Below are 25155 nucleotides of genomic sequence, written 5' to 3'. Positions count from 1 at the left end.
CCGCGTGCGCCCCGCATGTCCTCCGGAGGACATGCGGGGCGCACGTGCGCGGTCGCCGGGCGTGGGGCGCACGCGCGCTGCCGCCGGGGCGGTCAGGGGGCGTACTTGTACCCCACCCGGCGCACCGTGTGGATGGTGTGCCGGTGCTCGCTGCCCAGCTTGCGGCGCAGCCGGGCCACATGGACGTCCACGGTCCGGCCGTCGCCCACATGCCCGTAGCCCCACACGGTGGTCACCAACTGGTCCCGGCTGTGCACGCGTTGGGGGTGCGCCACGAGGTGGGCGAGCAGTTCGAACTCCAGGTACGTCAGATCGAGCAGCCGCCCGTCCACCGAGGCCGTGCGCTCCACGGTGTCGATCACGACCGGGCCTTCGGGCCTGTTACCGGCCGGTGCCGGGGCGGGCCGGTGATCGGCCGGTACGAGCACCAGGTACCCGATCATCGGCGGCTGGCCGGGGATGCTGGGCAGGGTGTGCTGCGGTGCGGGCAGCCAGGTGGCACCCGGCGGCAGGAAGTCGGCGACCGGGACCACCTCGTCCCGGTCCACCGCCCGCAGCCGGTGCCGCTGGGCAGGGACGGGGGTGGCGGTCGCAGCGGAGAAGGAACGGGTGTCAGCCATGAGTGGTCAGCTCTTTCGCGCGGAGAGGTCGTCGAGGGGACGTACGTCGTGCGCGCCGGCCGAAGGCTTCGAAGAGGTTTTAGGGGGCCGGCGCCTGTGTCGCGCGGCAACACACTCGGTCGAAGTCATGATGCTGACGGGACGGCCAGAACGGTTCGAGGTCGCTGCGACCGGTCGAGGTGTTCTGGAAGCGGGCCATGTGCCCATTGAACCAGATACCGCCGGGCGGCAGCAGGCCCCCGGGGCACGCGGGACGTCCCGAACACGCCCGGGGGCGCCCGCCGTAGTGGCGGGCGCCCCCGGAACGGACCCTCTGCGGCTGTCGGCGGATCAGACCTGACCGGCCTTCTCCAGCGCGGTGCAGCAGGTGTCCACGACCAGCCGGGTCACCGTGTACGGGTCGACGTTCGCGTTCGGGCGCCGGTCCTCGATGTACCCCTTGCGGTCCCGCTCGACCTGCCACGGGATGCGCACCGAAGCACCACGGTCGGAGACGCCGTACGCGTACTCGTTCCACGGAGCGGTCTCGTGCAGGCCGGTCAGCCGGTCGTCGATGCCCGCGCCGTAGTGCTTGACGTGGTCCATCGGCTTGGAGCCCTCACCCAGCGACTCGCACGCGGTGATGATCGCGTCGTACCCCTCGCGCATCGCCCTCGTGGAGAAGTTGGTGTGCGCGCCCGCGCCGTTCCAGTCGCCCTTCACCGGCTTCGGGTCCAGCGTCGCCGTCACACCGAAGTCCTCGGCGGTGCGGTACAGCAGCCAGCGCGCGATCCACAGCTGGTCCGAGACCTCCAGCGGGGACAGCGGGCCGACCTGGAACTCCCACTGGCCGGGCATCACTTCGGCGTTGATCCCGGAGATGCCCAGGCCCGCGTGGAGGCAGTGGTCGAGGTGCTTCTCGACGATGTCCCGGCCGAAGATCTCGTCGGCGCCGACACCGCAGTAGTAGCCACCCTGCGCGGCCGGGAAACCGCCCTCGGGGAAGCCGAGCGGGCGGTGGCCGTCGAAGAAGGTGTACTCCTGCTCGATGCCGAAGATCGCCTCCTGCCCGGCGAACCGGTCCGCGACCTCGGCCAGCGCGGCACGCGTGTTGGAGGCGTGCGGCTTCATGTCGACGTCGAGGACCTCGCACAGGACGAGTACGTGGGCACCTCCGCGGATCGGGTCCGGGCAGCTGAACACCGGGTTGAGCACCAGGTCGGACTTGTGGCCCGTCGCCTGGTTGGTGCTCGACCCGTCGAAGCCCCAGATCGGCAGCTCCGCGCCGTCGGCCATGATCTTCGTCTTCGAACGGAGCTTGGCGGTCGGCTCGGTGCCGTCGATCCAGATGTACTCGGCCTTGAAAGTCACGACGTCGTCCTTTGCGGTGCAGCAGTGCCGGCGGGTGCGGCGGTTCCGTGCCGAAGCATCGCAATCCGCGATTTCCCGTCCGTTGCCCGAGTGTGAACGGCATGTTTCCCTACGGGCCCTCTGTCATCTGCCCTCCCCGCCCGTCCCTGACCTCGGCCGATGGCTGAGACTGGCCCCCATGACGAAGTCACCTGGCACGAAGCCGCGCATCGGACTCCTCGGCACCGGCCCCTGGGCACAGACCACCCACGCCCCCGCACTCGCCGCCCACCCGGACATCGCATTCAGCGGGGTCTGGGGCAGGCGCCCCGAAGCGGCGGCCGAGCTGGCCCTGGCGCACTCCACGACCGCGTACGACGACGTCGACGCCCTGTTCGCCGCGAGCGACGCCGTCGCGATCGCCCTCCCGCCGGACATCCAGGCCCCGCTCGCGGCCCGCGCGGCTGCGGCCGGATGCCACCTGCTGCTCGACAAGCCGGTGGCCACCACGGTCGAGGGTGCCCGCGAGGTGGTCGCCGCCGCGGAACGCGCCGGGGTCGCCTCCGTGGTCTTCTGCACCCTGCGCTTCGCCCCCGCGGTGGCCGACTGGATCACCGAACAGGCGGCAGTGCAGGGCTGGTTCGTGGGCTGGGCCCAGTGGCTGGGCGCGCTGTTCTCACCCGGCGCGGACAGCCCGTACGCGGCGTCCCCGTGGCGCAAGGAGAAGGGCGGCCTGTGGGACGTGGGCCCGCACGCGCTCTCCGTACTGCTGCCGGTGCTCGGCGACGTGACGGAGGTGACCGCGGCCGGAGGCCCCGGGGACACGGTGCACCTCGCGCTGCGCCACACCTCGGGCGCCTCCAGCTCGGCGACGCTCAGCCTCAGCGCACCCGCCAAGGCAGCGGGCGCGACGGTGGAGTTCCGCGGTGACCAGGGCGTGGCGACGCTGCCGGAGGGCGGCGGCGGCCCGCGGGTGCCGTTCACCGCCGCGGTCGACGCGCTGCTCGCCGCCGTACGCACCGGGCAACCGCACCCGTGCGACGTGCGGTTCGGGCTGCGGCTGACCGAGATCCTGGCCGAGGCGGAGAAGCAGCTCGGCTGAAGCGTGTTGCAGAGGGCTGGTGGGGCGGGCGTTACCGGCCGAGCGCGTCGCGGACCGCCTCCTCCGTACGCCCCACCACCGCCGTACCGTCGTCCGCCGTGATGATCGGGCGCTGGATCAGCCTCGGGTGACCGGCCAGCGCGCCGATCCACCGGTCCCGCGCCCCCGCGTCACGCGGCCAGTCCTTCAGGCCGAGCGCCTTGGCGTCCGCCTCCTGTGTCCGGGTGATGTCCCACGGCTCAAGCCCGAGCCTGCCGAGCACCTCGCGGATCTCGTCCTCGGTCGGCACGTCCTCCAGATACCTGCGGACGGTGTACGAGGCGCCTTCCGCGTCCAGCAGCTCCACCGCACTGCGGCACTTGGAACAGGCGGGATTGATCCAGATCTCCATGCGCTCCACGGTACGTCAGCAGGTACACCGGCAGGTACGCGAGAGGCAGCCGGGAGGGCACGTCGGAAGGGGCGCCGGACAGGCTGCCGGAAGGTGCGTCAGAGCGCCCCTGGCCAGGGGCTTTTGTCAGTGGTGGGCAGTAAAATAGAGGGAGTTCCAGAGGGTCCCACCACCAGTGCCTGGAGGCCGCCGATGGCTGTTGCCACGATCACGACGGAGCCCCTTCTCAAGAAGCCCCTGCCCGCCGGAAAGCCACGTGACTGGTACATCTCGCACAACCGCCGGCTGAAGGCGATGCGCCTGGCCATCGCCCTGCTCGACGCGGGCGTCTACCGGCCGCAGCAGGCGCCGAACCGCAAGATACGGTCCACCGCGACCCTCGTCGGGATCCACCCGCCGTCGGACGTGACCTGCCGGATGGTCCGTTACCTGATCCGCTACGGGCTCTGACACCGACCGGCCCGGTGGCCGCGGGCGTCCCGCGGCCACCGGGGACGGCACACCCTCCCGGGCCTGCTGCGTTTCCCACCGATCCTGGCCAGGGGCCACTCCGTCCAGCCACGGGTCACGCCGTCCGTCCGGGGCGACCCGTGCCGCGCCGGGCCCCGATGACGACGGTGGCGTACAACTCCTCGTCCGTGGCCACCCGGGGCACCAACCCGGCGTCGGTGACGGTCTCGACGGCCCGTGGGGCCTGCCGCTCGCTGGTCTCGAACAGCAGATGTCCGCCGGGCGCCAGCCACGGCAGTGCGGCGGCGGTCACCCGCCGCAGTACGTCCAGCCCGTCCGCGCCGCCGTCCAGTGCCACCCGCGCCTCGTGCACGCGCGCCTCCGTGGGCAGCAGCTCGATCTCCTCGGTGGGTACGTAGGGCACATTCGCCAGCAGCACGTCGACCCGGCCGCGCAGCGAGGCGGGCAGCGGGTCGTAGAGGTCGCCCTCGTAGACCCGGCCGCCCGCAGCGGCGACATTGCGGCGGGCGCACCGGACCGCGACGGGGTCGACATCGGCCGCGTACAGCTCGGCCCCTTCGAGCGACGACACCAGCGCTGCGCCCAGCGCGCCCGAACCGCAGCACAGGTCGACGACGACGGCCCCCGGCGGGGCGAGCGCGACGGCCTGCTCGACCAGGAACTCGGTGCGTCTGCGGGGTACGAAGACGCCGGGGTCCACAGCGATCCGCAGCCCCCGGAACTCCGCCCAGCCCAGGACGTGTTCGAGCGGCAGACCGGCCACCCGGCGGTCCACCATGGCGGCGAGTTCGGCGGGGGACCCGGCGGTGGAGAGCAGCAACTGCGCCTCGTCCTCGGCGAACACGCAGCCCGCGGCGCGAAGCCTGCTGACGACGGCGGAGAACGGCAGAGGCGGGAGGGGCGACGGCAGAGGTGACGGTGAGACCGGCATGTGAGCCTTTCGGGATACCTGTGGGGCTCCCTCGGCCATCTGTCTCAGACGGACCTGTGTCTCAGACGGACCTGACGACCGTGAGGGGGAGTCCCCGACCTGCTGGAGCGGTAATGGGTCTCACCTCCTGGATACGGTCCACTGCTGTGCGGTCCACTGCTGTGGAGAGGGCCACAGTACATGAGCCGGTGACGGTCAGACCGCCCGCCGACGGCGGGAACGCCGGAGTACGCAGTCGCCGCAGAGCCCACCGCCCGGGACCCGGTAGTACAGACAGCAGCTGTTGCGCAGGTAGGCGAAGCCCAGCCCCTCCTCGACGATGAACTCCCCGCTGCCCGCGAGCGGTTCACGTTCCAGCAGCGCGGCGACGAGGGCGGTGGCCCGTGCCTCGGTGTCCGGGCGCCGGCCGTTCAGTACGCGCAGGGCTCCGACCAGTGCGGATGCCGCGTTACCGCACAGGACCTGCGGCGACAGCCCGTACCGCGCGCGGAGGGTGTCGTGCAGCGGTCGCAGATGGGTGGCGGCCACGGCCGCGTGCACCGCGTCGACGGAGCGGCGCTCCTCCTCGGGCAGGTCGGCGCTCCCGGTGCCGTCAGCGGGGGAGGGACGTGGCCCGAGAGCGGCGAGAGCCGGTTCCGGCAGCCACAGTTCGACCGGCCCGTCCTCGGTGAGCCGCAGCCGGAGCCGGTCGGGCGAGAGGTCCGGCACCCGCCCGGACAGCACCACGGAACCCAGCGCGATCGACCAGAGCCGGGAGGCGAACCCGAGCTGGAAGGTCGATGCGGCCACCCGCGGCTGGTCGGTCCTCATCCGCCGCGCGTACACCGACACATACGAATCGAGCACGCCCTCGCCCGCGTACAGGGCGCTGACCGGCAGGAACCCCTCGCTGTCGGGCCGCTCGCCGTGCTCCACCGTGAAGTACGGCCCGACAGCTTCCAACTGGGCGAGCAGGTCCGAAGCTTCGTTCACAGGACGGGCACCCCACGGCTCGGCGGGACGGTCTCCTCCGGTTCCCGGCAGCCACCATTCTCGCGCGGACGGACGACGGCCGCGCACGTCAGCTGTCGGCGACGGCGGCTCCCCGACTACGAGTGCTACTTCAGCAGCCGGGACAGCCGCCGGTCCGCCAGGATCTTCCCGCCGGTCTGGCAGGTCGGGCAGTACTGCATCGCCGAATCGCTGAAGGACACCTCGCGGATCGTGTCCCCGCAGACCGGGCAGGGCTCGCCCTTCCGGCCGTGGACCCGGAGCCCGGTCTTCTTCTCCGCCTTGAGGTCCCGGAGGGCAAGCCCGCGGGACCGCTCGATCGCTTCGGTCAGCGTCGTGCCGATCGCTCCGTACAGGCGGGCCACCTCCTCGTCGGAGAGCTTGGCGGCCAGCTTGAAGGGGGACATCCGCGCGGCGTGCAGGATCTCGTCCGAGTACGCGTTCCCGATCCCGGCCAGCACGGTCTGGTCACGCAGTACGCCCTTGATCTGGCGGCGTTCCCCCGCCAGCAGCTCCGTGAAGGCGGCCGGGGTGAACGCCCGGGAGAGCGGATCGGGCCCGAGCCGTGCGACACCGGGCACCTCTTGCGGGTCGTGCACGACGTACACCGCGAGCCGCTTCTGGGTGCCTGCCTCCGTCACGTCGAACCCCGTGCTGTCGGGCTCACCGTTGCCGGGTTCCGTGAGCCTCACGCGCAGCGCCAGCGGCCCCTTGCCGGGGCGGGGTGGTGCCTCCGGCAGCCGGTCGGTCCAGCGCACCCAGCCCGCTCGGGCGAGGTGCATGACCAGATGCAGGTCACCGGCCCGGAGATCGAGGAACTTGCCGTGCCGGGTCACGCCGTCGAACCGGCGCCCTTCGAGCGCGGTCAGGGGCGGGTCGTAGGTCTTGAGCGCATGGAAGGCGACCGGGTACACGCGGGCGACGGAACGGCCGACGAGGTGGTCGGCCAGGAACCGGGCGAGGGACTCGACCTCCGGCAATTCAGGCATAACGCCATTCTGCCTCGGGGCGGCCGGATCGCCTCGCCGAGCACGTCGGCTCGGCGCGACCCTGCGTATGCGCCGGAGGGCCCTGGACGCCGTCGGCACCCAGGACCCTCTACGGGGGCACCTGTCAGGCCGCCGGAACGCGGTCCAGGAAGCCGTGCACCGTACGGATGCGGTTGTCCTCCGCGAGCGCGATCACATCGAAACCGGCGACGGGCGCCGAGCCGTCCGCGACGGACACCAGCTCCCAGCCGAAGCGCGCGATGTCGTGGTGGCCGTCGACCGCACCGAGCTGCCGGAACTCGAAGCCGGGGAACTGCCCCTTGACCGCGGCGATCACGGCCGCGATCCCCTCGTGCCCCGCCACGTCGGCCATCGGGTCGGTGTAACTGCCGTCCTCGCTCCAGGCCGCGGCCACGGCCTTGGCGATGTCCTCGGCGCTTCCGGCGTTCCAGGCTTCGAGGTAACGGGTGACAGCGGTCTCGTGAACGGACATGGTGAATCAGCCTCCGGTGCGGTCGTACGGGATCTGGCTCCGAAGGCCGGGAGGAGTGCGCCTCCCGGACTTCGGATGCCCTCAGCCTGCCGCGCTTCGGGGGAGGGGTCGATTACGTCCGGGGTAATGGTGCTGCTGCCGGTTCGCGCTGCTCGCCATCGACAGCAGCAGCGAGCGACGTGAGCCCCGAATCGATCCGCTGGTCGCTGACGGGCAGCTTCAAGGACATCGCCGGAATCGGCACCGGGCCGATCGGACTCCACTACGTGAACCACGCGGGGTTCCGGCCGTCGGTTGGCGCCGCCCGGACAACGTGTTCCCTTTCCCCGGACAGTTGAACTGGCTGCTCGGTGGCGCCGCGGAAGTCGCCGAGTCGTACGAGGAGGCTGCAGCCCGGCGGCTGCCTTCCACTGGTAAGCGGCCTCCGCGCACGGCAAGTTGGGCAACACGTGGCAGCACGCAGTAGAGCTGGACCACCTGGCGACGGCTGTCCACGCAGAGGAGCCCGAGGCCGCCCGGACCTACTGGGCAGAGGCCCTGACGTACCTGAGCCCCTACACGGACGGGCGCGCCACGACGGTATGCGCCCGAATTGAGCAGCGCCTCGTCTCACCGTGATGGGCCGCGACCTATTCAACGAGATCGTGGATGACGCGACGTGAAACGCAGGGCTGTCGGCATGGCTGAGGGGCGCCGTCCGAGAGAGGTGGCGACCCTCAGCCGTAACCGACATCAAGCCGGAGAATCGGCCGACCGGTTCACGCGTGGTCCGTCGGAGGCACCGAAGACCCCGGTGGACAGCGTTCGATCCTGCCAAGATGGGCCCACTACGGCATGGGGGGATCGGGTGACCGGGAACTTACGAGCGCGCGCCGCTCAGGGAGACGGCGAGGCAATCCGCCTTCTTCTACGTGCACTTGACGGTCCGGACATCGTGTCGCCGGACGACCGCGTTGCGGCAGAGGGGATGACCCCGGGCACTCTGAGGATGTGGTTGGACGCGGCGGAGACGCACCGACCGCGCTCCGACCGGCACGACGAGTACATGTTCGCCATGCGCCTCGCGGGCGTCGCCTCCGACCTCGTGTCCCTTGCCGCGAGAACAGGGGAGCGGTGGAACCAACTGCTCTCCCATCCGGTGTTCACGTCGCCCATGGTGACTGTCCCCGAGCCGCCGCCGAAGGCCCTCACAGCGCCTGTGCCCTCTGCCCCTGCGCCGTCGGCCTATGCCGTCACGTCTCCTGCGGGTGCGCCTCAAGGAGCCCTCGAAGTCGCGGCGTTCGTGGTGACCGCCGGGCTCGTACCGTTCCTCCAGACCATTGCCGCGCAGGCCGCGCAGCGCACATTCGATGCGGCGCGTGCCACCATTCGGGCCCGTCTGGGGCGTGGTGGTGGCCGGGTCTCCGGACCGCAGTTGGTGATCGAGGAACGTGGCGGCCGTGAGGAGTTCCGGGTGCCGAGCGACATTCCCGATGCGGCGCTGGAAGCGCTCGCGGCCCTCGGCGAGCGTGACCTGGAAAGGCTTGCCCGGCGCGACTCCTGGGGCCGGGTCGTCAGCGTGGCCTGGAACCCCGAGAGTCGGCGCTGGGAGCGGAGCGTCCATCGGCGCTGACCCGCTTGCCGGATCTGCCGGCGTCCCGACGAGGCGAGGGCCGCTACCCCTTGATACGGGGTAGCGGCCCTCGCTGCTGCCTCTGCGGGCGAGTCAGGACTCGCCCGGGTCACTCATCGCGTGCTTAGAGGTCGAAGTACAGCTCGAACTCGTGCGGGTGCGGGCGCAGCTGGATCGGGGCGATCTCCTGCGTGCGCTTGTAGTCGATCCACGTCTCGATCAGGTCGGACGTGAAGACCCCGCCGGCCTGCAGGTACTCGTTGTCCGCCTCCAGGGCCTCAAGGACCGCCGGGAGCGAGGTCGGGACCTGGGCGACGCCCGCGTGCTCCTCGGGGGCCAGCTCGTAGAGGTCCTTGTCGATCGGCTCGGCGGGCTCGATCTTGTTCTTGACGCCGTCCAGGCCGGCCATCAGCAGCGCCGAGAAGGCCAGGTACGGGTTGGACGACGGGTCCGGGGCGCGGAACTCGACGCGCTTGGCCTTCGGGTTCGAGCCGGTGATCGGGATGCGCATCGCGGCCGAGCGGTTGCGCTGCGAGTAGACCAGGTTGACCGGGGCCTCGAAGCCGGGCACCAGGCGGTGGTACGAGTTCACCGTCGGGTTGGTGAAGGCCAGCAGCGACGGCGCGTGCTTCAGGATGCCGCCGATGTAGTAGCGGGCCATGTCCGAGAGGCCCGCGTAGCCCTGCTCGTCGTAGAAGAGCGGGGAGCCGCCGGTCCACAGGGACTGGTGGACGTGCATGCCCGAGCCGTTGTCGCCGAAGATCGGCTTCGGCATGAACGTCGCGGTCTTGTTGTTGCGCCAGGCGACGTTCTTCACGATGTACTTGAAGAGCATCAGGTCGTCGGCCGCGGCGAGCAGCGTGTTGAACTTGTAGTTGATCTCGGCCTGGCCGGCGGTGCCGACCTCGTGGTGCTGACGCTCGACCTGGAGGCCGTTCTTGTCCAGCTCCAGGGAGATCTCCGCACGCAGGTCGGCGAAGTGGTCGACCGGCGGGGTCGGGAAGTAACCGCCCTTGTAGCGGACCTTGTAGCCGCGGTTGTTCTCCTCCGAACCGGTGTTCCAGGCTCCGGCCTCGGAGTCGATGTGGTAGAAGCTCTCGTTCGCCGACGTCTGGAAGCGGACGTTGTCGAAGACGTAGAACTCGGCCTCGGGGCCGAAGTACGCGGTGTCGGCGATACCCGTCGAGGTGAGGTACGCCTCGGCCTTCTTCGCCACGTTCCGCGGGTCACGGCTGTACTGCTCACCGGTGATCGGGTCGTGGATGAAGAAGTTGATGTTGACGGTCTTGTCGCGGCGGAAGGGGTCGACGCGGGCGGTCGACAGGTCCGCGCGGAGCGCCATGTCGGACTCGTGGATGGCCTGGAAGCCGCGGATCGACGAGCCGTCGAAGGCGAGCTCCTCGGTCGGGTCGAAGACCGCCGCCGGGATGGTGAAGTGCTGCATCACACCGGGCAGGTCGCAGAACCGGACATCGATGAACTTGACGTCTTCGTCGGCGATGAACTTCTTCACGTCGTCGGCGTTCTGGAACATCCAACTCCTCCTACTCCCGACCCGGGAGGGGCGGGGTTGCAGCTCATGGTGGGACCAGTGCGGGGTGGCACACGCTGGACCCGACCATAGGGACAGCGGATTTCTCAAGCATGACCCATTTGTTTCGCAGAAGTTAACCGGGCCGGGTGTGGTGCACGCCTCGACGACCCCGATCGTATGGGCGGGAATGCGACCGCAGTACCGTGGACGGGTGGACAACAGGCAAGCAGTCGGATCGTGGCTCTCCGGGCCGGGCGAGGCCGCGAAAGAGATGGGTGCCGACTTCGGCTACCGGGGCAAGCGGCTCGGTCTGCCGGAAGAGGGACCGGGCGCGATTGCGCCGCTGGGCCGCCGGTTCGGGGCCGTTTTCATCGACTGGGCACTCTGCATGCTTATCGCATACGGGCTCATTGCGCGCGGCGACCAGCAGGCCGTGGGGAACTGGGCGCTGCTCGTGTTCTTCGTGCTGAGTGTGCTCACCGTCTCCGCCGTCGGCTTCACGCCGGGCAAGCGGCTGCTCGGGCTGCGGGTCGTCGCGGAAGGGGGCGGGCGCCTCGGCGTGGGCCGGGTCTTCGTACGCAGTCTGCTGCTCTGCGTGGCCATTCCCGCGCTGATCTGGGACCGGGACGGGCGCGGCCTCCACGACCGCCTTGCCCGCGCCGTCCAGGTGCGGATCTGAGCAGCAACAGCAAGCCGAGCAGCAAGTAGCAAGCAGAGACGAGCGGTAAGTAGAGAAGGCGGCCCGGACCTGGTGGTCCGGGCCGCCTTGTGCTCAGGTCCTGCGCCCGCACGGGAAGCCGTGCGGGTACGGGAAGGACGAGCAGGACGAGCAGGAAGTCAGCGCATCTTTCCGCCGCGCGGAGCGCGCGCACTCTTCGGCATGGGCCCCTTCGGGAGCGGCATGTTCGACATCAGGTCGCCCATCGCACGCAGCCGGTCGTTGGCCGTGGTGACCTGCGCGCCCGTCAGCACGCGCGGCAGCTTCAGCAGCGTGGTGCGCACCTTCTTGAGCGGCACCTGGCCCTCGCCGTCGCCCACGATGATGTCGTGCACCGGCACGTCCACCACGATGCGCGCCATCTTCTTCTTCTCGGCGGCCAGCAGGGACTTCACCCGGTTCGGGTTGCCCTCGGCCACCAGCACCACACCGGCCTTGCCGACCGCGCGGTGCACGACGTCCTGGCTGCGGTTCATCGCGATCGCCGGGGTCGTGGTCCAGCCACGGCCCACGTTTTCGAGCACCGCCGCCGCCGCACCCGGCTTTCCTTCCATCTGCCCGAAGGCCGCCCGCTCGGCGCGGCGTCCGAAGACGATCGCCATCGCGAGGAAGGCCAGCAGGAAACCCAGGATGCCCAGGTAGATGGGGTGACCGATCAAGAAGCCGACGCCGAGGAGGACGCCGAAGACGACGATTCCCAGGCCACCGACGACAAGACCGACCTTGGGGTCGGCCTTGCGGGTCATCTTGTAGGTCAGGGCGATCTGCTTCAGTCGCCCGGGATTCTCAGAGTCTGCGTTTGCCTTCCTCGCCATGGCCAGAAGTTTACGCGGCCTAAGAAGTGCGGGTGGCCACGGCCTCCAGTACGTGCTGTGCGTCGACCCGGTCCTTGGCCCGGCGACGGTCCTCCAGCACCGAGGTCCAGGCATTGCGGCGGGCGGTGCGCTGGCCGTTGCTCAGAAGCAGTGACTCGACCGCACGGAGTGCGCTGGTGACGGTCGGGATGGCGGTGGCGCGTACGGACTGGGGCGCGGCCTGCATGGTGGGTGTCCTCTCGGGGAGGCGGTGGATACACAGCGGATGCGATACACGGCAGGTACGAGATGCGGTACACGGCAGTTCGGGATGCGGTACACGGCAGGTACAGGAGGTGCGTACCAGCGGTGGCTACGAGCGGTACGGCGACGTGCGCGGGATTCCGGGTCGTACGGGTCCCGATGGAGCGGTGTGTAATCCCAGGGTCACTGATCGGTGTTACCAAGGCATGTCCAGGCGGTCAAACGCCGGTGAAAGGTGCGATGCGCCCCCGGAAACGCCCGACGCGGCCCGTACCCGCCCCCGACCTGCGAGGACTGTACGAGCCGCGTCATTACGGCATTACCGCAGAGTAGTTCCTTGTGCGCGGTTTCACACGGCGGCGGAGCCGCGCCGGTCCATCGCCTGCTGGAAGAGACGCCCGGCGCGGTACGAGGACCGGACGAGCGGACCCGACATCACACCGGAGTAGCCGATCTCGTCGGCCTCCTCCTTCAGCTCCACGAACTCGGCGGGCTTCACCCAGCGCTCCACCGGGTGGTGACGCGCCGAAGGACGCAGATACTGCGTGATCGTGATCAGCTCGCAGCCCGCGTCGTGCAGGTCCTGCAGCGCCTGGCTGATCTCCTCGCGCTCCTCGCCCATGCCCAGGATGAGGTTCGACTTGGTGACCAGACCGGCCTCGCGGGCCTTGGTGATGACTTCGAGGGAGCGCTCGTAGCGGAAGCCGGGGCGGATGCGCTTGAAGATGCGCGGCACCGTCTCCACGTTGTGCGCGAGGACCTCGGGACGGGACGAGAAGACCTCGGCCAGCTGCTCGGGAACCGCGTTGAAGTCCGGGATCAGCAGCTCGACCTTGGTACGGCCCTCGGCCCGCTCGGCCGTCATCGCGTGGATCTGGCGCACGGTCTCCGCGTACAGCCAGGCGCCGCCGTCCTCCAGGTCGTCGCGGGCGACGCCGGTGATGGTCGCGTAGTTCAGGTCCATCGTGACGACGGACTCACCCACCCGGCGCGGCTCGTCGAGGTCCAGTGCGGCCGGCTTGCCGGTGTCGATCTGGCAGAAGTCGCAGCGCCGCGTGCACTGGTCGCCGCCGATGAGGAAGGTCGCCTCGCGGTCCTCCCAGCACTCGTAGATGTTGGGACAGCCCGCCTCCTGGCAGACCGTGTGCAGACCCTCGGATTTCACCAGGGCCTGCATCTTGGTGTACTCGGGGCCCATCTTCGCGCGAGTCTTGATCCATTCGGGCTTGCGCTCGATGGGGGTCTGGCTGTTCCGGACCTCCAGACGCAACATCTTGCGCCCGTCGGGTGCGACAGCGGACACGTCCGGCTCCCTACAGCTTCGATTCTTCGGCGAACACCAGGGTACGCCCGTTATTTGTATGGCCTTCCTCCGGCCGACCCATGGGCGCGGAGGCACATTCCCTCGTACGGCCGGAACGCCGGCCACTCGGGCCGGATCCCGGCAGGACCGGTCTACGCGGTGGCGCGCTCGACCGTGCGCGGGGCCAGGGCCGCGTTCTCCAGGACGTCGCGGAGGTGTTTCTCCACGACGGGGAGCACCTCGGCGACCGTGACCTCGCGGCCCAGTTCGTAGCTCAGTGAGGTCACGCCCGCGTCCCGGATGCCGCACGGCACGATCCTGTCGAACCAGGTGGTGTCCGGATTGCAGTTCAGCGCGAAGCCGTGCATGGTCACGCCCTTCGCGACGCGGATGCCCATGGCGGCGATCTTGCGGTCCTCGCGGCGCTGCCCCGCGTTGGACGGGGCGTACTCGGGGCCGTTCATCCGCGGGTCGAACTCGTCGTCCTGGAGACGCGGGTCCAGATCCAGCGAGAGGCCGCCGGTCGACGAGAGTCGACCGCCGTCGGTCCCGTTCCGGCTCTCCGCCGGATCGCCCAGGACCCAGACGCCCGCACGGCCCTCGACCCGGCTGGTCTCGACGCCGAACTCCGCGCAGACGCGGATCAGCGCTTCCTCCAGGCGGCGCAGATGGGCGATGACGTCCACCGGGCGCGGCAGCTTCTGGATCGGGTAGCCGATCAGCTGGCCGTAGCCGTGCCAGGTGATCTTGCCGCCGCGGTCCACGTCCACGACGGGGGTTCCGTCCAGGGGGCGCTCGCTGTCCGCCGTCCGCCTGCCCGCCGTGTAGACGGGCGGGTGCTCCAGGAACAGCACCGTGTCGGGGACCTCGTCGGCGAACCGGGCGGCGTGCACCTCGCGCTGCTTCTGCCAGGCCTCCTGGTACTCGACGGCCTCGTCGCCGAACCCCAGACGGACAAACCGCAGCTCGCTCACGGCAGCTCCCCTTCGCATACGGACATCGCACCCCGCAGGGGGTGCCACCCCAGCCACTGTACGACCGCTTCGAACGGCACCTAAGGGCGGGCAGAAACGACACCTCCTCACACGATCGGATGAACCCGGCGCGAAGGTGGCGGTACAGGCGGTTCGGCCCGCTAAATTCACGCCGTTCCATGAGGGCTGCTCCCGGCCCGGAAGGCAGGAGACCGCACAGCTGATGACGGAACGAACCCCGCAGCGCACACCCAACCGCCAGCTCGCCGCGCTCATCGGCGAGGCTGGATTCTCCAACGCGGGGCTGGCCAGAAGGGTGGACCAGCTCGGTCTTGAGCACGGTCTCGACCTGCGGTACGACAAGACCTCGGTGACCCGCTGGCTGCGCGGACAGCAGCCGCGCGGCACCACCCCCGCCCTGATCGCCGAGGTCTTCACCCGGCGCCTGGGCCGGCGGCTGTCCGCGCAGGACCTCGGACTCGACGCCTGCGCGCCGGTCTACGCCGGTCTGGAATTCGCCGGTACGCCCGAGGAGGCCGTCGACATCGTCAGCGGTCTCTGGCGCAAGGACTCCGGCAGTCACGCCGAACTGCGCAAGATCGCGTTCACCCCGGCCGGACTCGTCGTGCCGAGCCGCGACTGGCTGATCGGCCGCCCCGACGACTGGGGTGCGCCGGGTTCGGCCGGTGGAGTGAGGCCGGTGCGCGGTGACCCGTCGCCCGGCGGCGTACGGGCTGCCCTCCAGCCGCGCCCGACCGTGCCCCGCCAGCGGCAGACCGACCGCGCGCCGGGCCAGCGGGTCGGCGCCGGGGACATCGCGGCGCTGCGCGCGGTGGGGGAGCTGTTCCGCACGCTGGACCACGCGTACGGCGGCGGGCACGCCCGACAGGCACTCGTGCGCTATCTGGAGCACGAGGCGGAGCCGATGCTGCGCGGGTCGTACGGGGAGGCGACCGGGCGGCGGCTCTTCGCCGCCGCCGCCGATCTGACCAGGCTGGCCGGCTGGACCTCGTACGACATCGCCGCGCACGGTCTCGCACAGCGGTACTTCGTCCAGGCGCTGCGCCTCTCGCAGGCCGCGGGCGACCGTGGGTACGGCTCCTACGTGCTGGTCACCATGAGCCGCCAGGCCGTCTACCTGGGCCACGGCCGCGAGGCGGTCCAGCTGGCGCGCGTCGCCCAGCAGGGGGTCGGGGCCGCGGCACCCCCGGTCGTCCAGGCGCTGCTGCACTCGGTCGAGGCGCGCGGGCACGGGGTGCTCGGCGAGGCGCGGGCCTGCACGGCCTCGCTCGTGCGGGCCGAGCGCGCGATGGAGGCCGTGCGGCCCGGCGACGAAGTGCCGCACTGGGCACGCTTCTTCGACGAGGCGCAGCTGGCCGACGAGTTCGGCCACTGCCACCGGGACCTCCAGCAGTACCGGCCCGCCGCGCAGTACGCCGAACGCTCCCTCCAACTGCGCGCCCCCGCTTTCGCGCGCTCCCGGCTGTTCTGCCGGGTGGTGCTCGCCACGGCACGGCTGGGGCTCGGCGAGCTGGACCAGGCGTGCGCGCTGGGGGCCGAATCGGCGCAGCAGGCAGGGGAGATGAGGTCGGTGCGGGCGGTCGAGTACGTCCGGGACTTCGAGCGCCGGCTTGAGCCCTACCGGGACGCGGCGGCGGTACGGGGGTACCGCGACCGGGTCGCGGCGATCGGCTGACCCCGGACGGAGCGCGCCGCGAAGGCCGGCCGTCGGCGTCGAGGCAGGCGGCCGGGCTTGCAGGCGTCACGCGGCCAGCGGCATCTCGTCCGTCGCGATGTCCGGTTTGATGCCGAAGTCCCGCATGACCTCCTGCGCGGCGCGACGGCCGGAGAGCAGCGCGCCCTGGACGGTGCTGGTGTCGCGGTGGTCGCCGCACACGTACAGCCCGGCGAGGAGCCGCACCGGGCGGCGCAGGTCGTGCGGCGGGGGCATCGCGGGGACCGCGTCGGGGGTGTGGTGGACGGCGAGCAGTTCCCAGTCGTCGGTCGGTGTGCCGTAGAGGGCGGCCAGTTGGCCGAGTACGGCGTGTTCCAGACCGGGGCGGGGAGTGCCCGGCACGGTCGAGGTGATCAGCGCCCTGCCGTCGGGTGCCCGCGAGGGGTCGACCTCGCTCATGACGGCGGTGTGCGAGACCGGCCCCGAACGGTCGGCGTCCAGCAGCAGCGCCGGTTCCGCCAACGGGCTGCGCGGGGCCGTGTGGTGAAAGACCGTCACCGGATGGAAGTCCGGGACCCGCAGGCCGGGCAGGAGCCGTGCGGCGGAGCGGGCGTCGGTCGCGACGACGAGGGCACGGCAGCCGAGCCTGCCCAGCTCCTCGGTGGTGACCGAGCTGATGGAGGCCGAGGTCACGCGCACGCCCGTCCGCACCGTGCCCGGCGGCAGCGTCGCGGCCAGCCGCTCGGGCAGGGCGTCGGCGCCACCCGCGGGTACGCACAGCCGTCCGCGGGCGAAAGCCCGCAGCGCGAGGTCGGCGCACCGGCTCGATGTGGTGAGTCCGGGGTCGCACAGCAGCGCGGACAGCAGCGGCCTCAGGAACCCGGAGACGGTACGGGGCGGCAGCCCGCGGTTGCGGAGCGCGGCCGACGCGCTCTGCTCCGGGCGGGCCAGCAGCCGCTCCACCGGAGTGGCCGCCTGGCGGGTGAGCGCCACGCCGAGCCGGGCCTGGCCGAGTGTGCCGCCCATGGGGGCGCGCTGGGCGCTCCGCAGGGCGCGCGCGGCAGTGAGTGCGCCCCGCGTGCCCCCGGGCTCGCCCGCGCGGTGCAGACGGCCGTCGCTGTGCACGAGGACGCCGGGCGAGAACAGCTTGAGATCGACCTCGCCCAGACACGGCGCCCGGAGCAGCTCCGGGTACGAGGTGCTGAGCAGCCGTCCGACGCGGTCCAGGCGGAATCCGTCGATCCGCTCCGTGGACATCCGGCCGCCGGGACCGGGTGCGGCCTCCAGGACGCTGACGGATACTCCGGCGCTGGTCAGCCGATGAGCTGCGGAGAGCCCGGCGATCCCGGCCCCCACGATGACGACATCGGCATGGAATGCGGTGCTGCGCACGTGCCCCTCCCCGAGGTCGGTGCTGCCGCGGAGTCTCGTGGAGGGCTGATTCCCCCAACGGGCCGCGGGAATGCCCTGGTTCGGGTCGAGCGTAGGGAGAGGCGCGGCGGCGGGCAGGCGCGCGGCGCGGGGGCACGGGGGCGTGGGGTCGCACGGGTGCGGGCCGCCCGGGGGAGCGGCCCGGCGAGGGCGATGCGCGGGGCTCCGCTCCGGGCCCCGGCGGCTGCTCCTCAGCCCCTCGTGACGCTGCCGGACGCCGCCCCGATCGCCTCGTCGATCCCCGGGAACGCGAATGTGAACCCCGACTCCAACAGCTGCCTCGGCAGCACCCGTTGGCTCGCCAGTACATCTCCCGCGAACTCGCCGAGCACGATCCGCAGGGCCGGTGCGGGCGCCGTGAACAGGGTGGGGCGGTGCAGTACGCGGCCCATCGCCTCGGTCACCGCCCGGTTGGTCACCGGAGCGGGACCCGTCAGGTTCACCGGACCCGCCAGCGTCCCGGTGTCCAGGATGTGGCGGAGCGCCGCGACCTCGTCGTGCAGCGCGATGAAACTCCAGTACTGGTTTCCGTCGCCCATCCGGCCCCCCAGGCCCGCCCTGAACAGCGGGAAGAGCTTGCCCCAGGCTCCGCCCTCCTTGGCCACCACCAGCCCCGTACGGGCGAACACCGTACGGATGCCCGCCTCTTCGGCGGGGCGGGCGGCCTCCTCCCACTCGACGCAGAGGTCGGCCAGGAACCCGTCGCCGGGAGGCGCGCTCTCGTCGATCGCGCGGTCGCCCGTGTCCCCGTAGTAGCCCACCGCGCTGCCGCACAGCAGCACCCGCGGGGGGACGTCCAGCGAGGCGACGGCCTCCGCGAGTGCCGCGTTGCCCAGGATCCGGCTGTCCCTGAGCGTCTTCTTGTAGGCATCCGTCCAGCGGTGGTCGCCCACCCCGGCCCCGGCCAGATTGACCACCGCGTCGCATCCGGCGAGGCCCGCGGTGTTCACGTAGCTCCGTTCGGGATCCCACTCCACCTCGTCCGCCGCGCGGGCGATGCGGCGGACCAGCCGGACCACCTCGTGCCCGTCGGCGCGCAGGGAGCGGTCCAGCGCCTTACCGATAAGTCCTGATGCTCCGGCGATCGCGATACGCATGGCCTCATCCTCACCCATCGGGGCCGCGTGCGGGCGCCGGGACCCGGGGGAGTCAGGCTCCGGGAACGGTGGATCCCGGGCGGCGGTGAACGGCCCCGTGGCAGAGTGGCGCGCATGTCCGATGCGTACATACGCGGTGCCGAACCCGCCGACGACGAAGCCCTCGGCGCTCTCGACCGCGCGACCTGGTCGACCCTGCACGCCGTGGCGCCCCGGCCCCAGCCGCCGTACCCGCCCTTCTTCGACGAACGCCACGCACCCGAGGACCACCTCGTCGCCGAGCTGGTGGGCGAGATCGTGGGCTACATCCGGCTCGGGCACCCCACGCCGCTCAGCTGCAACGCGCATGTGCGCCAGATCCAGGGCCTCGCCGTCGCGCGGGCGGCCCGCGGCCACGGGGTCGGCAGGGCGCTGCTCAGGGGCGCGTGTACGGAGGCCGGCCGGCAGGGCGCGACCCGGATCACCCTGCGGGTGCTGGGCCACAACACCCCGGCCCGCGCGCTCTACGCGGCGGAGGGCTTCGAGGTGGAGGGGGTGCTGCCGGGCGAGTTCTACCTGGCGGGCCGCTACGTCGACGACGTACTGATGGGACGCAGCCTCACTCAGCGGTGAGCCCCCCTGCGCCCTGCGCCGAAAGGCCCCTATGAGCCGAAGCGTTCCCAGAGCCGCGGGTACCGCTGGGCGAGCGACTCGTCGTCGAAGTCGACAGGCGCGCCCTCCGGCTCGGTGGCCTGCGGCGGAATCCCCAGCTCGGGGGTCTCGGCCCCGGTGAGCTGTTCGTACGCCTCGTCGGCCGCGTACCCCAGATCCTCGCCGTCGCCGTCGATCTCCTCGTCGAAGTCGTCGAGCAGGTCGGCGAGCGCGTCGGGGTCGTGCAGCGCGCCCTCGAAGATCTCCCGGCCCTGGCCGATCAGCCAGCAGCGGAAGTAGTCGAAGGCGTCGTTGTCGGTCTCGCCGAGCAGGAGGGCCGCCGCGCCCCACAGGTCCCAGCGGTAGGCGCGGTTGTAGCGGGTCTCGAAGTACCGGGCGAACTCCAGCACCGACTCCGGGTCGAGCTGCAGCAATCTCTCGGTCAGCAGATCGGCATGGTCCTCGGGGTCGCCCTCGGCGGCCGCGCGGGTGCTGTCGATGATCTCCCAGAACTCCGTCTCGTCCCTCACGCGTCCAGCATCGTCGGTGGCGCGTCCCGGCGCACGCGGAGCGCGAATGAGCGGCCCTCTTGTTACCAGGCGGTGTGACCGTCCGATGAAACGCGGTTGACGGGCCGGGCGATTCCGCGGAAATCCGGACGGAGCCTGTCGGGTATCAGTGCGACGGTGGCCGCATGGAGACAGAGAAGCCGGAGAAGCCATTGACGGGACGAATCGCTCTGGTCGCGGGGGCCACCCGAGGAGCGGGCCGGGCCATCGCCGTACAGCTGGGGGCCGCGGGTGCCACGGTGTACGCGACCGGCCGCACCACGCGTACGCAGCAGAGCGAGATGGGCCGGGCGGAGACCATCGAGGAGACGGCCGAGCTGATCACCGGCGCGGGCGGCCGGGCGTTCGCCGTGCGGACCGACCATCTGGAGCCGGACCAGGTACGTGCGCTGGTCGAACGGATCGACCGTGAACAGGGACGGCTGGACATCCTCGTCAACAACGTCTGGGGCGGCGACCATCTGACCGACTTCGGTACGGAGACGAAGATGTGGGACATGGCGCTGGACCGCGGACTGCGGATGCTGGACCTCGGAGTGAAGAGCCACATCGTCACCAGCAGCCTCGCCCTTCCCCTGCTGGTGCGGGAGCCGGGCGGCCTGGTGGTCGAAGTGACGGACGGGACGGCCGAGTTCAACCGTGCGTACCGGGAGAACTTCTACTTCGACCTGGCCAAGAACGCGCCGATCAGGATGGCCTTCAACCTGTCGCACGAGCTGAAATCGGTGGGCGGCACGGCGGTCTGTGTCACCCCGGGCTTCCTGCGCTCGGAGGAGATGCTCGACCACTTCGGTGTGACGGAGGAGACCTGGCGCGACGCGATCGCGCAGGATCCGCACTTCGCCATCGCGGAGTCCCCGGTGTTCGTGGGCCGGGCGGTCGCGGCGGTCGCCGCTGACCGGGAGCGGGCGCGGTGGAGCGGGCAGTCGCTGTCGAGCGGGGGGCTGGCGAAGGAGTACGGGTTCACCGACGCCGACGGGAGCCGGCCGGACGCGTGGGCCTACATCACGGAGGTGGCGATCGGCGGTGCGGACCGGTCGGTGGAGGAGTACCGGTAGGTGCGGGTGCGGGTTGTGGGGGTGCCGCGTCGGAGTTTCCCCTCCCCGCCCCTTCCCGAACCGGGGCTCTGCCCCGGACCCCGACAGGTGTCCTCAATCGCCGGACGGGCTTGAAATGCGGGCTCGGAGTGCGTCGGACGGGCTTGAAATGCGGGCTTGAAATGCGTCGGACGGGCTTGAAATGCGGGCTTGGAGTGCGTCGGACGGGCTTGAAATGCGGGCTTGAAATGCGTCGGACGGGCTTGAAATGCGGGCTTGGAGCGCGTCGGACGGGCGTGAAATGCGGGCTTGAAATGCGTCGGCTCGTCCGCGCAGTTCACCCGTACAGTTCCGCCGACCGTCCCGCCGCTTCTACGAACCGCTCGCGCAGCTCCGGTGGATCCAGGACCTCCACCTCGGGCCCGAGGGCGAGCAGTTGCCCGTACGCCACCTCCAGGGACTCCACCGGGAGCACCAGCGTCACCCGGCCCGCCGGGTCGGCCGGGGCGGCGGTGGTGAGTGCCTGGCGGGCCGCCGAGCGGTCCGCCACGTACGGGAGCCTCGCCGCGCCCGATGGCGAGAGCCGCACCCGCACCTCGGCCCGGAGCAGCGACCGCGCGAACCCGGCGGCCCGCGCCTCCCAGAAGCCGGGCAGGTCGAAGTCCTCGTCGCGGACGAAGCGGTCGTCACCGTACGGCACCACCGCGGTGAAGCGGTCGATGCGGTAGACGCGGAACTCCGCGGAGTCCCCGGGAGGGCCGGGAGGCTCGGAGGTGCCGGAGTCTGCTGTGGATCCCGGACGGTCGGGGTTACCGGCGTTACCGGAGCCCCCGGCCGCGTGCGCGCAGACGTACCAGACGCCCGCCTTCAGCACGAGCCCGTACGGCTCCAGCGTCCGCTCCACCTCCGAGCCGTCCCGGCGGCGGTAGCGCGCGGAGATCCGCCGGTCGGCCCAGACGGCGTCGGCCAGCGCGGGCAGCAGCTCCGGGGTCGGCGGCTCCTGGTACCAGCCCGGAGCGTCCAGGTGGAAGCGCTGCGCCGCGGACGCCGGGGCGTCACGCAAGGAGGGGAGGAGGGCCGCGGACACTTTCAGCCGGGCGGCCGAAGCGGCGTCGCCCAGGCCCATCTCCCGCAGCGGGCCGGGCAGTCCGGAGAGGAAGAGCGCCTCGGCCTCGGTGCGGGCCAGGCCGGTCAGCCCGGTGCGGTACCCGCCGACCAGCCGGTAGCCACCGGCCCGGCCGCGCTCCGCGTACACGGGGACGCCCGCCGCCGAGAGGGCGAGGGCGTCCCGGGTGACGGTGCGCTCGGACACATCGAGCTCCTGCGCCAGCTCGGCCGCCTTCATCAGCGGCCGGGACTGGAGCAGGAGCACCATCTTGATCAGACGGGCAGCGCGCATGCCCCCCAGCATGCACGCCGCCACTGACAACGCCCCAGGGGCGTCACACGCCGTAGCGCTCGCGGGCTTCCTTCACGGCCGAGACCGGGACCTCGCCGCGCTTGGCCAGCGAGGCCAGCGCCGCGACCACGATCGACTGCGCGTCGACACCGAAGTGGCGGCGGGCCGCCTCACGGGTGTCCGACAGGCCGAAGCCGTCCGTGCCGAGCGACATCCAGTCCTGCTCGACCCACTGGCTGATCTGGTCGGGAACCTGCCGCATCCAGTCGCTCACCGCGAGCACCGGACCCGGGGCACCGGACAGGGCCTGGGTGACGTACGGCGTGCGCTGCTCGCCGCGGAGCAGCGCCTCGTCGGCTGCCAGCGCGTCCCGGCGCAGCTCGCCCCAGGAGGTCGCGGACCAGACATCGGCCGTGACACCCCAGTCGGCGGCGAGCAGTTCCTGCGCCTCCAGCGCCCAGTGGATCGCCGTACCGGAGGCGAGCAGCTGCATGCGCGGGGCGCCCGCGGCTGCCGTGCCCTCCTTGAAGCGGTACAGGCCGCGGCGGATGCCCTCCTCGACGCCCTCGGGCATCGCGGGCTGCTGCTTCGGCTCGTTGTAGACCGTCAGGTAGTAGAAGACGTTCTCCGCGTCCGGGCCGTACATCCGGCGCAGACCGTCCTTGACGATCACCGCGATCTCGAACGCGAACGCCGGGTCGTAGTTGAGCGACGCCGGGTTGGTCGAGGCGATCAGGTGCGAGTGGCCGTCCGCGTGCTGGAGCCCCTCACCGGTCAGGGTGGTGCGGCCCGCGGTGGCGCCGACGATGAAGCCCCGGCCGAGCTGGTCGGCGAGCTGCCACATCTGGTCCGCGGTGCGCTGCCAGCCGAACATCGAGTAGAAGATGTAGAAGGGGATCATCGGCTCGCCGTGCGTCGCGTACGACGTGGCGGCGGCGACGAAGTCGGCCATGGCGCCGGCCTCGGTGATCCCCTCGTTGAGGATCTGGCCGTCGGAGGCTTCCTTGTAGTACATCAGCTGGTCGCGGTCGACCGCGTCGTAGGTCTGGCCGAGCGGCGAGTAGATGCCCGCCGACGGGAACAGCGACTCCATGCCGAACGTACGGGCCTCGTCGGGAACGATCGGCACCCAGCGCTTGCCGGTCTGCTTGTCCCGCATCAGGTCCTTCATCAGCCGGACGAAGGCCATGGTGGTGGCCATCTCCTGCTGGCCCGAACCCTTGATGAGGGCCTTGAAGGCACGCTCCTCGGGCTCCGGCAGGACCACCTGGTGCACCCGGCGGGCCGGGGCGGGGCCGCCCAGCTCGGCACGGCGCTCCTGGAGGTAACGGACCTCGGGGGAGTCGGCGCCCGGGTGGCCGTAAGGCACCAGGCTCTCGTCCAGCTTCGAGTCCGGGATCGGCAGCTCCAGCAGGTCCCGCATCGCGCGGAACTGCTTGCCGTCCAGCTTCTTCATCTGGTGGTTGGCGTTGCGGGACTCGAAGCCCTCGCCGAGCGTGTAGCCCTTCACGGTCTGCGCGAGGATCACGGTCGGCGCGCCCTTGAACTCCAGGGCCGCCTTGTACGCCGCATACACCTTGCGGGCCTCGTGGCCGCCGCGCGAGGTGTGGAAACACTCGGCGATCTTCGCGTCGGTGAGCAGCTTCGCCAGCTCGGCGAGCGCGGGCTCGGCGCCGAAGAAGTGCTGGCGGATGTAGGCCACGTCGCGCGTCGCGTACGTCTGGAACTGCGCGTCCGGCACCTCGCGCAGGCGGCGGATCAGCGCACCCGTGGTGTCGAGCTGGAACAGCTCGTCCCAGGCGGAACCCCAGAGCGTCTTGACGACGTTCCAGCCGGCCCCGCGGAACAGGGCTTCCAGCTCCTGCACGACACGGAAGTTGGCGCGGACCGGGCCGTCGAGGCGCTGCAGGTTGCAGTTGATGACGAAGGTCAGGTTGTCGAGACCCTCACGCGCCGCCAGGGTGAGCGCGGTCGTCGACTCGGGCTCGTCCATCTCGCCGTCGCCCAGGAACGCCCAGACGTGCGAGTCCGAGGTGTCCTTGATGCCGCGACCGGACAGGTAGCGGTTGAAGCGCGCCTGGTAGATCGAGGAGATCGGGCCCAGGCCCATCGAGACGGTGGGGAACTCCCAGAGCCAGGGCAGCCGGCGCGGGTGCGGGTAGGACGGCAGACCGTCGCCGCCGGCCTCCTGGCGGAAGTTGTCGAGCTGCTGCTCGCTCAGCCGTCCGTCGAGGAAGGCGCGGGCGTATATGCCGGGCGACGCGTGGCCCTGGATGTAGAGCTGGTCGCCGGAGCCGCCCTCCTTGCCGTGGAAGAAGTGGTTGAAGCCGGTCTCGTACAGCCAGGCGGCCGAGGCGAAGGTGGCGATGTGGCCGCCGACGCCGAAGCGGGAGCCACGGGTGACCATCGCCGCCGCGTTCCAGCGGTTCCAGGCGGTGATCCGGCTCTCCATCGCCAGGTCGCCGTCGAAGGCGGGCTCGGCGGAGGTGGGAATGGTGTTGACGTAGTCGGTCTCAAGCAGCTTGGGCAGTGCGAGACCTGCACCGTCGGCCCGCTGCAGCGTGCGGCGCATCAGATATGCGGCACGGTGGGGGCCGGCGGCCTTGGTGACGGCATCGAGGGAGGCCGCCCATTCAGCGGTCTCCTCGGGGTCGCGGTCCGGGAGCTGGTCCAGCTCGCTCGGAAGCTTGCCTACGGGGTCGGTCATGATCGCCGCCTTCCGGACAGAACAGGGGGTGTAGAAGGGCCCGGTCTGGCAGGACAGGGCGACGGGCTGGGTGAAGCCCTCCGGAGACTCTAAGT

Annotated in this window: 24 protein-coding genes; 7 read left to right on the top strand and 17 right to left on the bottom strand. The window is 71.1% G+C overall.

Going from position 1 to position 25155, the window contains the following annotated elements:
* Positions 1-92 precede the first annotated feature (92 nt).
* Both OG709_RS09025 and glnII read right to left on the bottom strand, forming a co-directional pair.
* On the bottom strand, positions 93-620 hold the full coding sequence (locus OG709_RS09025) for a winged helix-turn-helix domain-containing protein (RefSeq protein WP_250304505.1): 528 nt from the start codon (positions 618-620) through the stop codon (positions 93-95).
* A gap of 330 nt (positions 621-950) precedes the next feature.
* Positions 951-1970, bottom strand: coding sequence for a glutamine synthetase (gene glnII, locus OG709_RS09020; protein WP_250304507.1), 1020 nt, complete (start codon positions 1968-1970; stop codon positions 951-953).
* A gap of 178 nt (positions 1971-2148) precedes the next feature.
* Between glnII and OG709_RS09015 the strand changes: the two genes are divergently transcribed.
* Positions 2149-3051, top strand: coding sequence for a Gfo/Idh/MocA family protein (locus OG709_RS09015; protein WP_250304508.1), 903 nt, complete (start codon positions 2149-2151; stop codon positions 3049-3051).
* Positions 3052-3082: 31 nt separating this feature from the next.
* Here OG709_RS09015 and OG709_RS09010 read toward each other — a convergent pair whose 3' ends face one another.
* A complete protein-coding gene (locus tag OG709_RS09010) occupies positions 3083-3442 on the bottom strand; it encodes an arsenate reductase family protein (RefSeq protein ID WP_250304510.1) in 360 nt (119 codons plus the stop codon).
* A 192-nt stretch (positions 3443-3634) separates the two neighbouring features.
* Here OG709_RS09010 and OG709_RS09005 point away from each other — a divergent pair, with 192 nt between their 5' ends.
* Positions 3635-3892, top strand: coding sequence for a hypothetical protein (locus tag OG709_RS09005; protein WP_250304511.1), 258 nt, complete (start codon positions 3635-3637; stop codon positions 3890-3892).
* Between the two features lie 115 nt (positions 3893-4007).
* Here the strand turns inward: OG709_RS09005 and OG709_RS09000 are convergent, their stop codons facing one another.
* The 4 genes from OG709_RS09000 to OG709_RS08985 all read right to left on the bottom strand — a co-directional run bounded on the left by OG709_RS09000 (position 4008) and on the right by OG709_RS08985 (position 7316).
* A complete protein-coding gene (locus OG709_RS09000; RefSeq protein ID WP_250304513.1) occupies positions 4008-4844 on the bottom strand; it encodes a putative protein N(5)-glutamine methyltransferase in 837 nt (278 codons plus the stop codon).
* A gap of 195 nt (positions 4845-5039) precedes the next feature.
* Entirely contained in the window at positions 5040-5816 is a 777-nt protein-coding gene (locus OG709_RS08995) for a (2Fe-2S)-binding protein (RefSeq protein WP_250304515.1), read from the bottom strand.
* 125 nt (positions 5817-5941) lie between these two features.
* A complete protein-coding gene (locus OG709_RS08990; protein WP_250304517.1) occupies positions 5942-6823 on the bottom strand; it encodes an Fpg/Nei family DNA glycosylase in 882 nt (293 codons plus the stop codon).
* A gap of 124 nt (positions 6824-6947) precedes the next feature.
* Positions 6948-7316 carry a nuclear transport factor 2 family protein gene (locus OG709_RS08985; protein WP_250304518.1) on the bottom strand — a complete coding sequence of 123 codons (369 nt, stop codon included), beginning with the start codon at positions 7314-7316 and terminating at the stop codon, positions 6948-6950.
* Between the two features lie 967 nt (positions 7317-8283).
* Here OG709_RS08985 and OG709_RS08980 point away from each other — a divergent pair.
* Positions 8284-8928, top strand: coding sequence for a hypothetical protein (locus tag OG709_RS08980; protein ID WP_326695032.1), 645 nt, complete (start codon positions 8284-8286; stop codon positions 8926-8928).
* 124 nt (positions 8929-9052) lie between these two features.
* Here OG709_RS08980 and glnA read toward each other — a convergent pair whose 3' ends face one another.
* Positions 9053-10462 carry a type I glutamate--ammonia ligase gene (glnA, locus tag OG709_RS08975; RefSeq protein WP_250304523.1) on the bottom strand — a complete coding sequence of 470 codons (1410 nt, stop codon included), beginning with the start codon at positions 10460-10462 and terminating at the stop codon, positions 9053-9055.
* Between the two features lie 211 nt (positions 10463-10673).
* On the opposite strand from glnA, the gene OG709_RS08970 reads away from it, so the two are divergent.
* Positions 10674-11141, top strand: coding sequence for an RDD family protein (locus tag OG709_RS08970; RefSeq protein ID WP_250304525.1), 468 nt, complete (start codon positions 10674-10676; stop codon positions 11139-11141).
* A gap of 158 nt (positions 11142-11299) precedes the next feature.
* Here the strand turns inward: OG709_RS08970 and OG709_RS08965 are convergent, their stop codons facing one another.
* The 4 genes from OG709_RS08965 to lipB form a co-directional block, all read right to left on the bottom strand.
* Positions 11300-11995, bottom strand: a complete 696-nt coding sequence (locus OG709_RS08965; protein WP_250304527.1) for a DUF4191 domain-containing protein — start codon at positions 11993-11995, stop codon at positions 11300-11302.
* Positions 11996-12014: 19 nt separating this feature from the next.
* Positions 12015-12221, bottom strand: coding sequence for an SCO2195 family GlnR-regulated protein (locus tag OG709_RS08960; RefSeq protein ID WP_250304529.1), 207 nt, complete (start codon positions 12219-12221; stop codon positions 12015-12017).
* Positions 12222-12587: 366 nt separating this feature from the next.
* Positions 12588-13541 (bottom strand): lipoyl synthase, encoded by a 954-nt coding sequence (lipA, locus tag OG709_RS08955; protein WP_250304530.1) that lies wholly within the window; start codon positions 13539-13541, stop codon positions 12588-12590.
* Positions 13542-13693: 152 nt separating this feature from the next.
* Positions 13694-14515 carry a lipoyl(octanoyl) transferase LipB gene (gene lipB / locus OG709_RS08950; protein WP_250304533.1) on the bottom strand — a complete coding sequence of 274 codons (822 nt, stop codon included), beginning with the start codon at positions 14513-14515 and terminating at the stop codon, positions 13694-13696.
* Positions 14516-14738: 223 nt separating this feature from the next.
* On the opposite strand from lipB, the gene OG709_RS08945 reads away from it, so the two are divergent.
* A complete protein-coding gene (locus tag OG709_RS08945) occupies positions 14739-16211 on the top strand; it encodes a regulator (RefSeq protein WP_250304534.1) in 1473 nt (490 codons plus the stop codon).
* Between the two features lie 66 nt (positions 16212-16277).
* On the opposite strand, the gene OG709_RS08940 is transcribed toward OG709_RS08945, so the two are convergent.
* Both OG709_RS08940 and OG709_RS08935 read right to left on the bottom strand, forming a co-directional pair.
* Positions 16278-17582 (bottom strand): NAD(P)/FAD-dependent oxidoreductase, encoded by a 1305-nt coding sequence (locus OG709_RS08940; RefSeq protein WP_250304536.1) that lies wholly within the window; start codon positions 17580-17582, stop codon positions 16278-16280.
* Positions 17583-17812: 230 nt separating this feature from the next.
* Positions 17813-18718 (bottom strand): TIGR01777 family oxidoreductase, encoded by a 906-nt coding sequence (locus tag OG709_RS08935; RefSeq protein ID WP_250304537.1) that lies wholly within the window; start codon positions 18716-18718, stop codon positions 17813-17815.
* Between the two features lie 114 nt (positions 18719-18832).
* Here OG709_RS08935 and OG709_RS08930 point away from each other — a divergent pair, with 114 nt between their 5' ends.
* Positions 18833-19330: a GNAT family N-acetyltransferase gene (locus OG709_RS08930; protein ID WP_250304539.1), complete on the top strand. Its 498-nt coding sequence runs from the start codon at positions 18833-18835 to the stop codon at positions 19328-19330.
* A 29-nt stretch (positions 19331-19359) separates the two neighbouring features.
* Here OG709_RS08930 and OG709_RS08925 read toward each other — a convergent pair whose 3' ends face one another.
* Positions 19360-19878, bottom strand: a complete 519-nt coding sequence (locus OG709_RS08925; protein WP_250304542.1) for a DUF4240 domain-containing protein — start codon at positions 19876-19878, stop codon at positions 19360-19362.
* Positions 19879-20042: 164 nt separating this feature from the next.
* On the opposite strand from OG709_RS08925, the gene OG709_RS08920 reads away from it, so the two are divergent.
* A complete protein-coding gene (locus OG709_RS08920; RefSeq protein WP_326695035.1) occupies positions 20043-20975 on the top strand; it encodes an SDR family oxidoreductase in 933 nt (310 codons plus the stop codon).
* A gap of 316 nt (positions 20976-21291) precedes the next feature.
* Here the strand turns inward: OG709_RS08920 and OG709_RS08915 are convergent, their stop codons facing one another.
* Together OG709_RS08915 and aceE are read right to left on the bottom strand one after the other, a co-directional pair.
* Positions 21292-22353, bottom strand: a complete 1062-nt coding sequence (locus tag OG709_RS08915) for a helix-turn-helix transcriptional regulator (RefSeq protein WP_326695036.1) — start codon at positions 22351-22353, stop codon at positions 21292-21294.
* Between the two features lie 43 nt (positions 22354-22396).
* Entirely contained in the window at positions 22397-25060 is a 2664-nt protein-coding gene (gene aceE, locus OG709_RS08910) for a pyruvate dehydrogenase (acetyl-transferring), homodimeric type (RefSeq protein WP_250304547.1), read from the bottom strand.
* Between the last annotated feature and the right edge of the window lie 95 nt (positions 25061-25155).

It is taken from the genome of Streptomyces sp. NBC_01267, from assembly GCF_036241575.1.
Classification (GTDB): Bacteria; Actinomycetota; Actinomycetes; order Streptomycetales; family Streptomycetaceae; genus Streptomyces.
This window is presented reverse-complemented; position numbering and strand designations above follow the sequence as displayed.

What these genes read in the sequence shown, in the direction of transcription:
- OG709_RS09025 (WP_250304505.1), bottom strand. Translation starts at nt 620, where the DNA reads ATGGCTGACACCCGTTCCTTCTCCGCTGCGACCGCCACCCCCGTCCCT.
- OG709_RS09015 (WP_250304508.1), top strand. Translation starts at nt 2,149, where the DNA reads ATGACGAAGTCACCTGGCACGAAGCCGCGCATCGGACTCCTCGGCACC.
- OG709_RS09010 (WP_250304510.1), bottom strand. Translation starts at nt 3,442, where the DNA reads ATGGAGATCTGGATCAATCCCGCCTGTTCCAAGTGCCGCAGTGCGGTG.
- OG709_RS09005 (WP_250304511.1), top strand. Translation starts at nt 3,635, where the DNA reads ATGGCTGTTGCCACGATCACGACGGAGCCCCTTCTCAAGAAGCCCCTG.
- OG709_RS09000 (WP_250304513.1), bottom strand. Translation starts at nt 4,844, where the DNA reads ATGCCGGTCTCACCGTCACCTCTGCCGTCGCCCCTCCCGCCTCTGCCG.
- OG709_RS08990 (WP_250304517.1), bottom strand. Translation starts at nt 6,823, where the DNA reads ATGCCTGAATTGCCGGAGGTCGAGTCCCTCGCCCGGTTCCTGGCCGAC.
- OG709_RS08985 (WP_250304518.1), bottom strand. Translation starts at nt 7,316, where the DNA reads ATGTCCGTTCACGAGACCGCTGTCACCCGTTACCTCGAAGCCTGGAAC.
- OG709_RS08980 (WP_326695032.1), top strand. Translation starts at nt 8,284, where the DNA reads ATGACCCCGGGCACTCTGAGGATGTGGTTGGACGCGGCGGAGACGCAC.
- glnA (WP_250304523.1), bottom strand. Translation starts at nt 10,462, where the DNA reads ATGTTCCAGAACGCCGACGACGTGAAGAAGTTCATCGCCGACGAAGAC.
- OG709_RS08965 (WP_250304527.1), bottom strand. Translation starts at nt 11,995, where the DNA reads ATGGCGAGGAAGGCAAACGCAGACTCTGAGAATCCCGGGCGACTGAAG.
- OG709_RS08960 (WP_250304529.1), bottom strand. Translation starts at nt 12,221, where the DNA reads ATGCAGGCCGCGCCCCAGTCCGTACGCGCCACCGCCATCCCGACCGTC.
- OG709_RS08945 (WP_250304534.1), top strand. Translation starts at nt 14,739, where the DNA reads ATGACGGAACGAACCCCGCAGCGCACACCCAACCGCCAGCTCGCCGCG.
- OG709_RS08935 (WP_250304537.1), bottom strand. Translation starts at nt 18,718, where the DNA reads ATGCGTATCGCGATCGCCGGAGCATCAGGACTTATCGGTAAGGCGCTG.
- OG709_RS08930 (WP_250304539.1), top strand. Translation starts at nt 18,833, where the DNA reads ATGTCCGATGCGTACATACGCGGTGCCGAACCCGCCGACGACGAAGCC.
- OG709_RS08920 (WP_326695035.1), top strand. Translation starts at nt 20,043, where the DNA reads ATGGAGACAGAGAAGCCGGAGAAGCCATTGACGGGACGAATCGCTCTG.
- OG709_RS08915 (WP_326695036.1), bottom strand. Translation starts at nt 22,353, where the DNA reads ATGCGCGCTGCCCGTCTGATCAAGATGGTGCTCCTGCTCCAGTCCCGG.
- aceE (WP_250304547.1), bottom strand. Translation starts at nt 25,060, where the DNA reads ATGACCGACCCCGTAGGCAAGCTTCCGAGCGAGCTGGACCAGCTCCCG.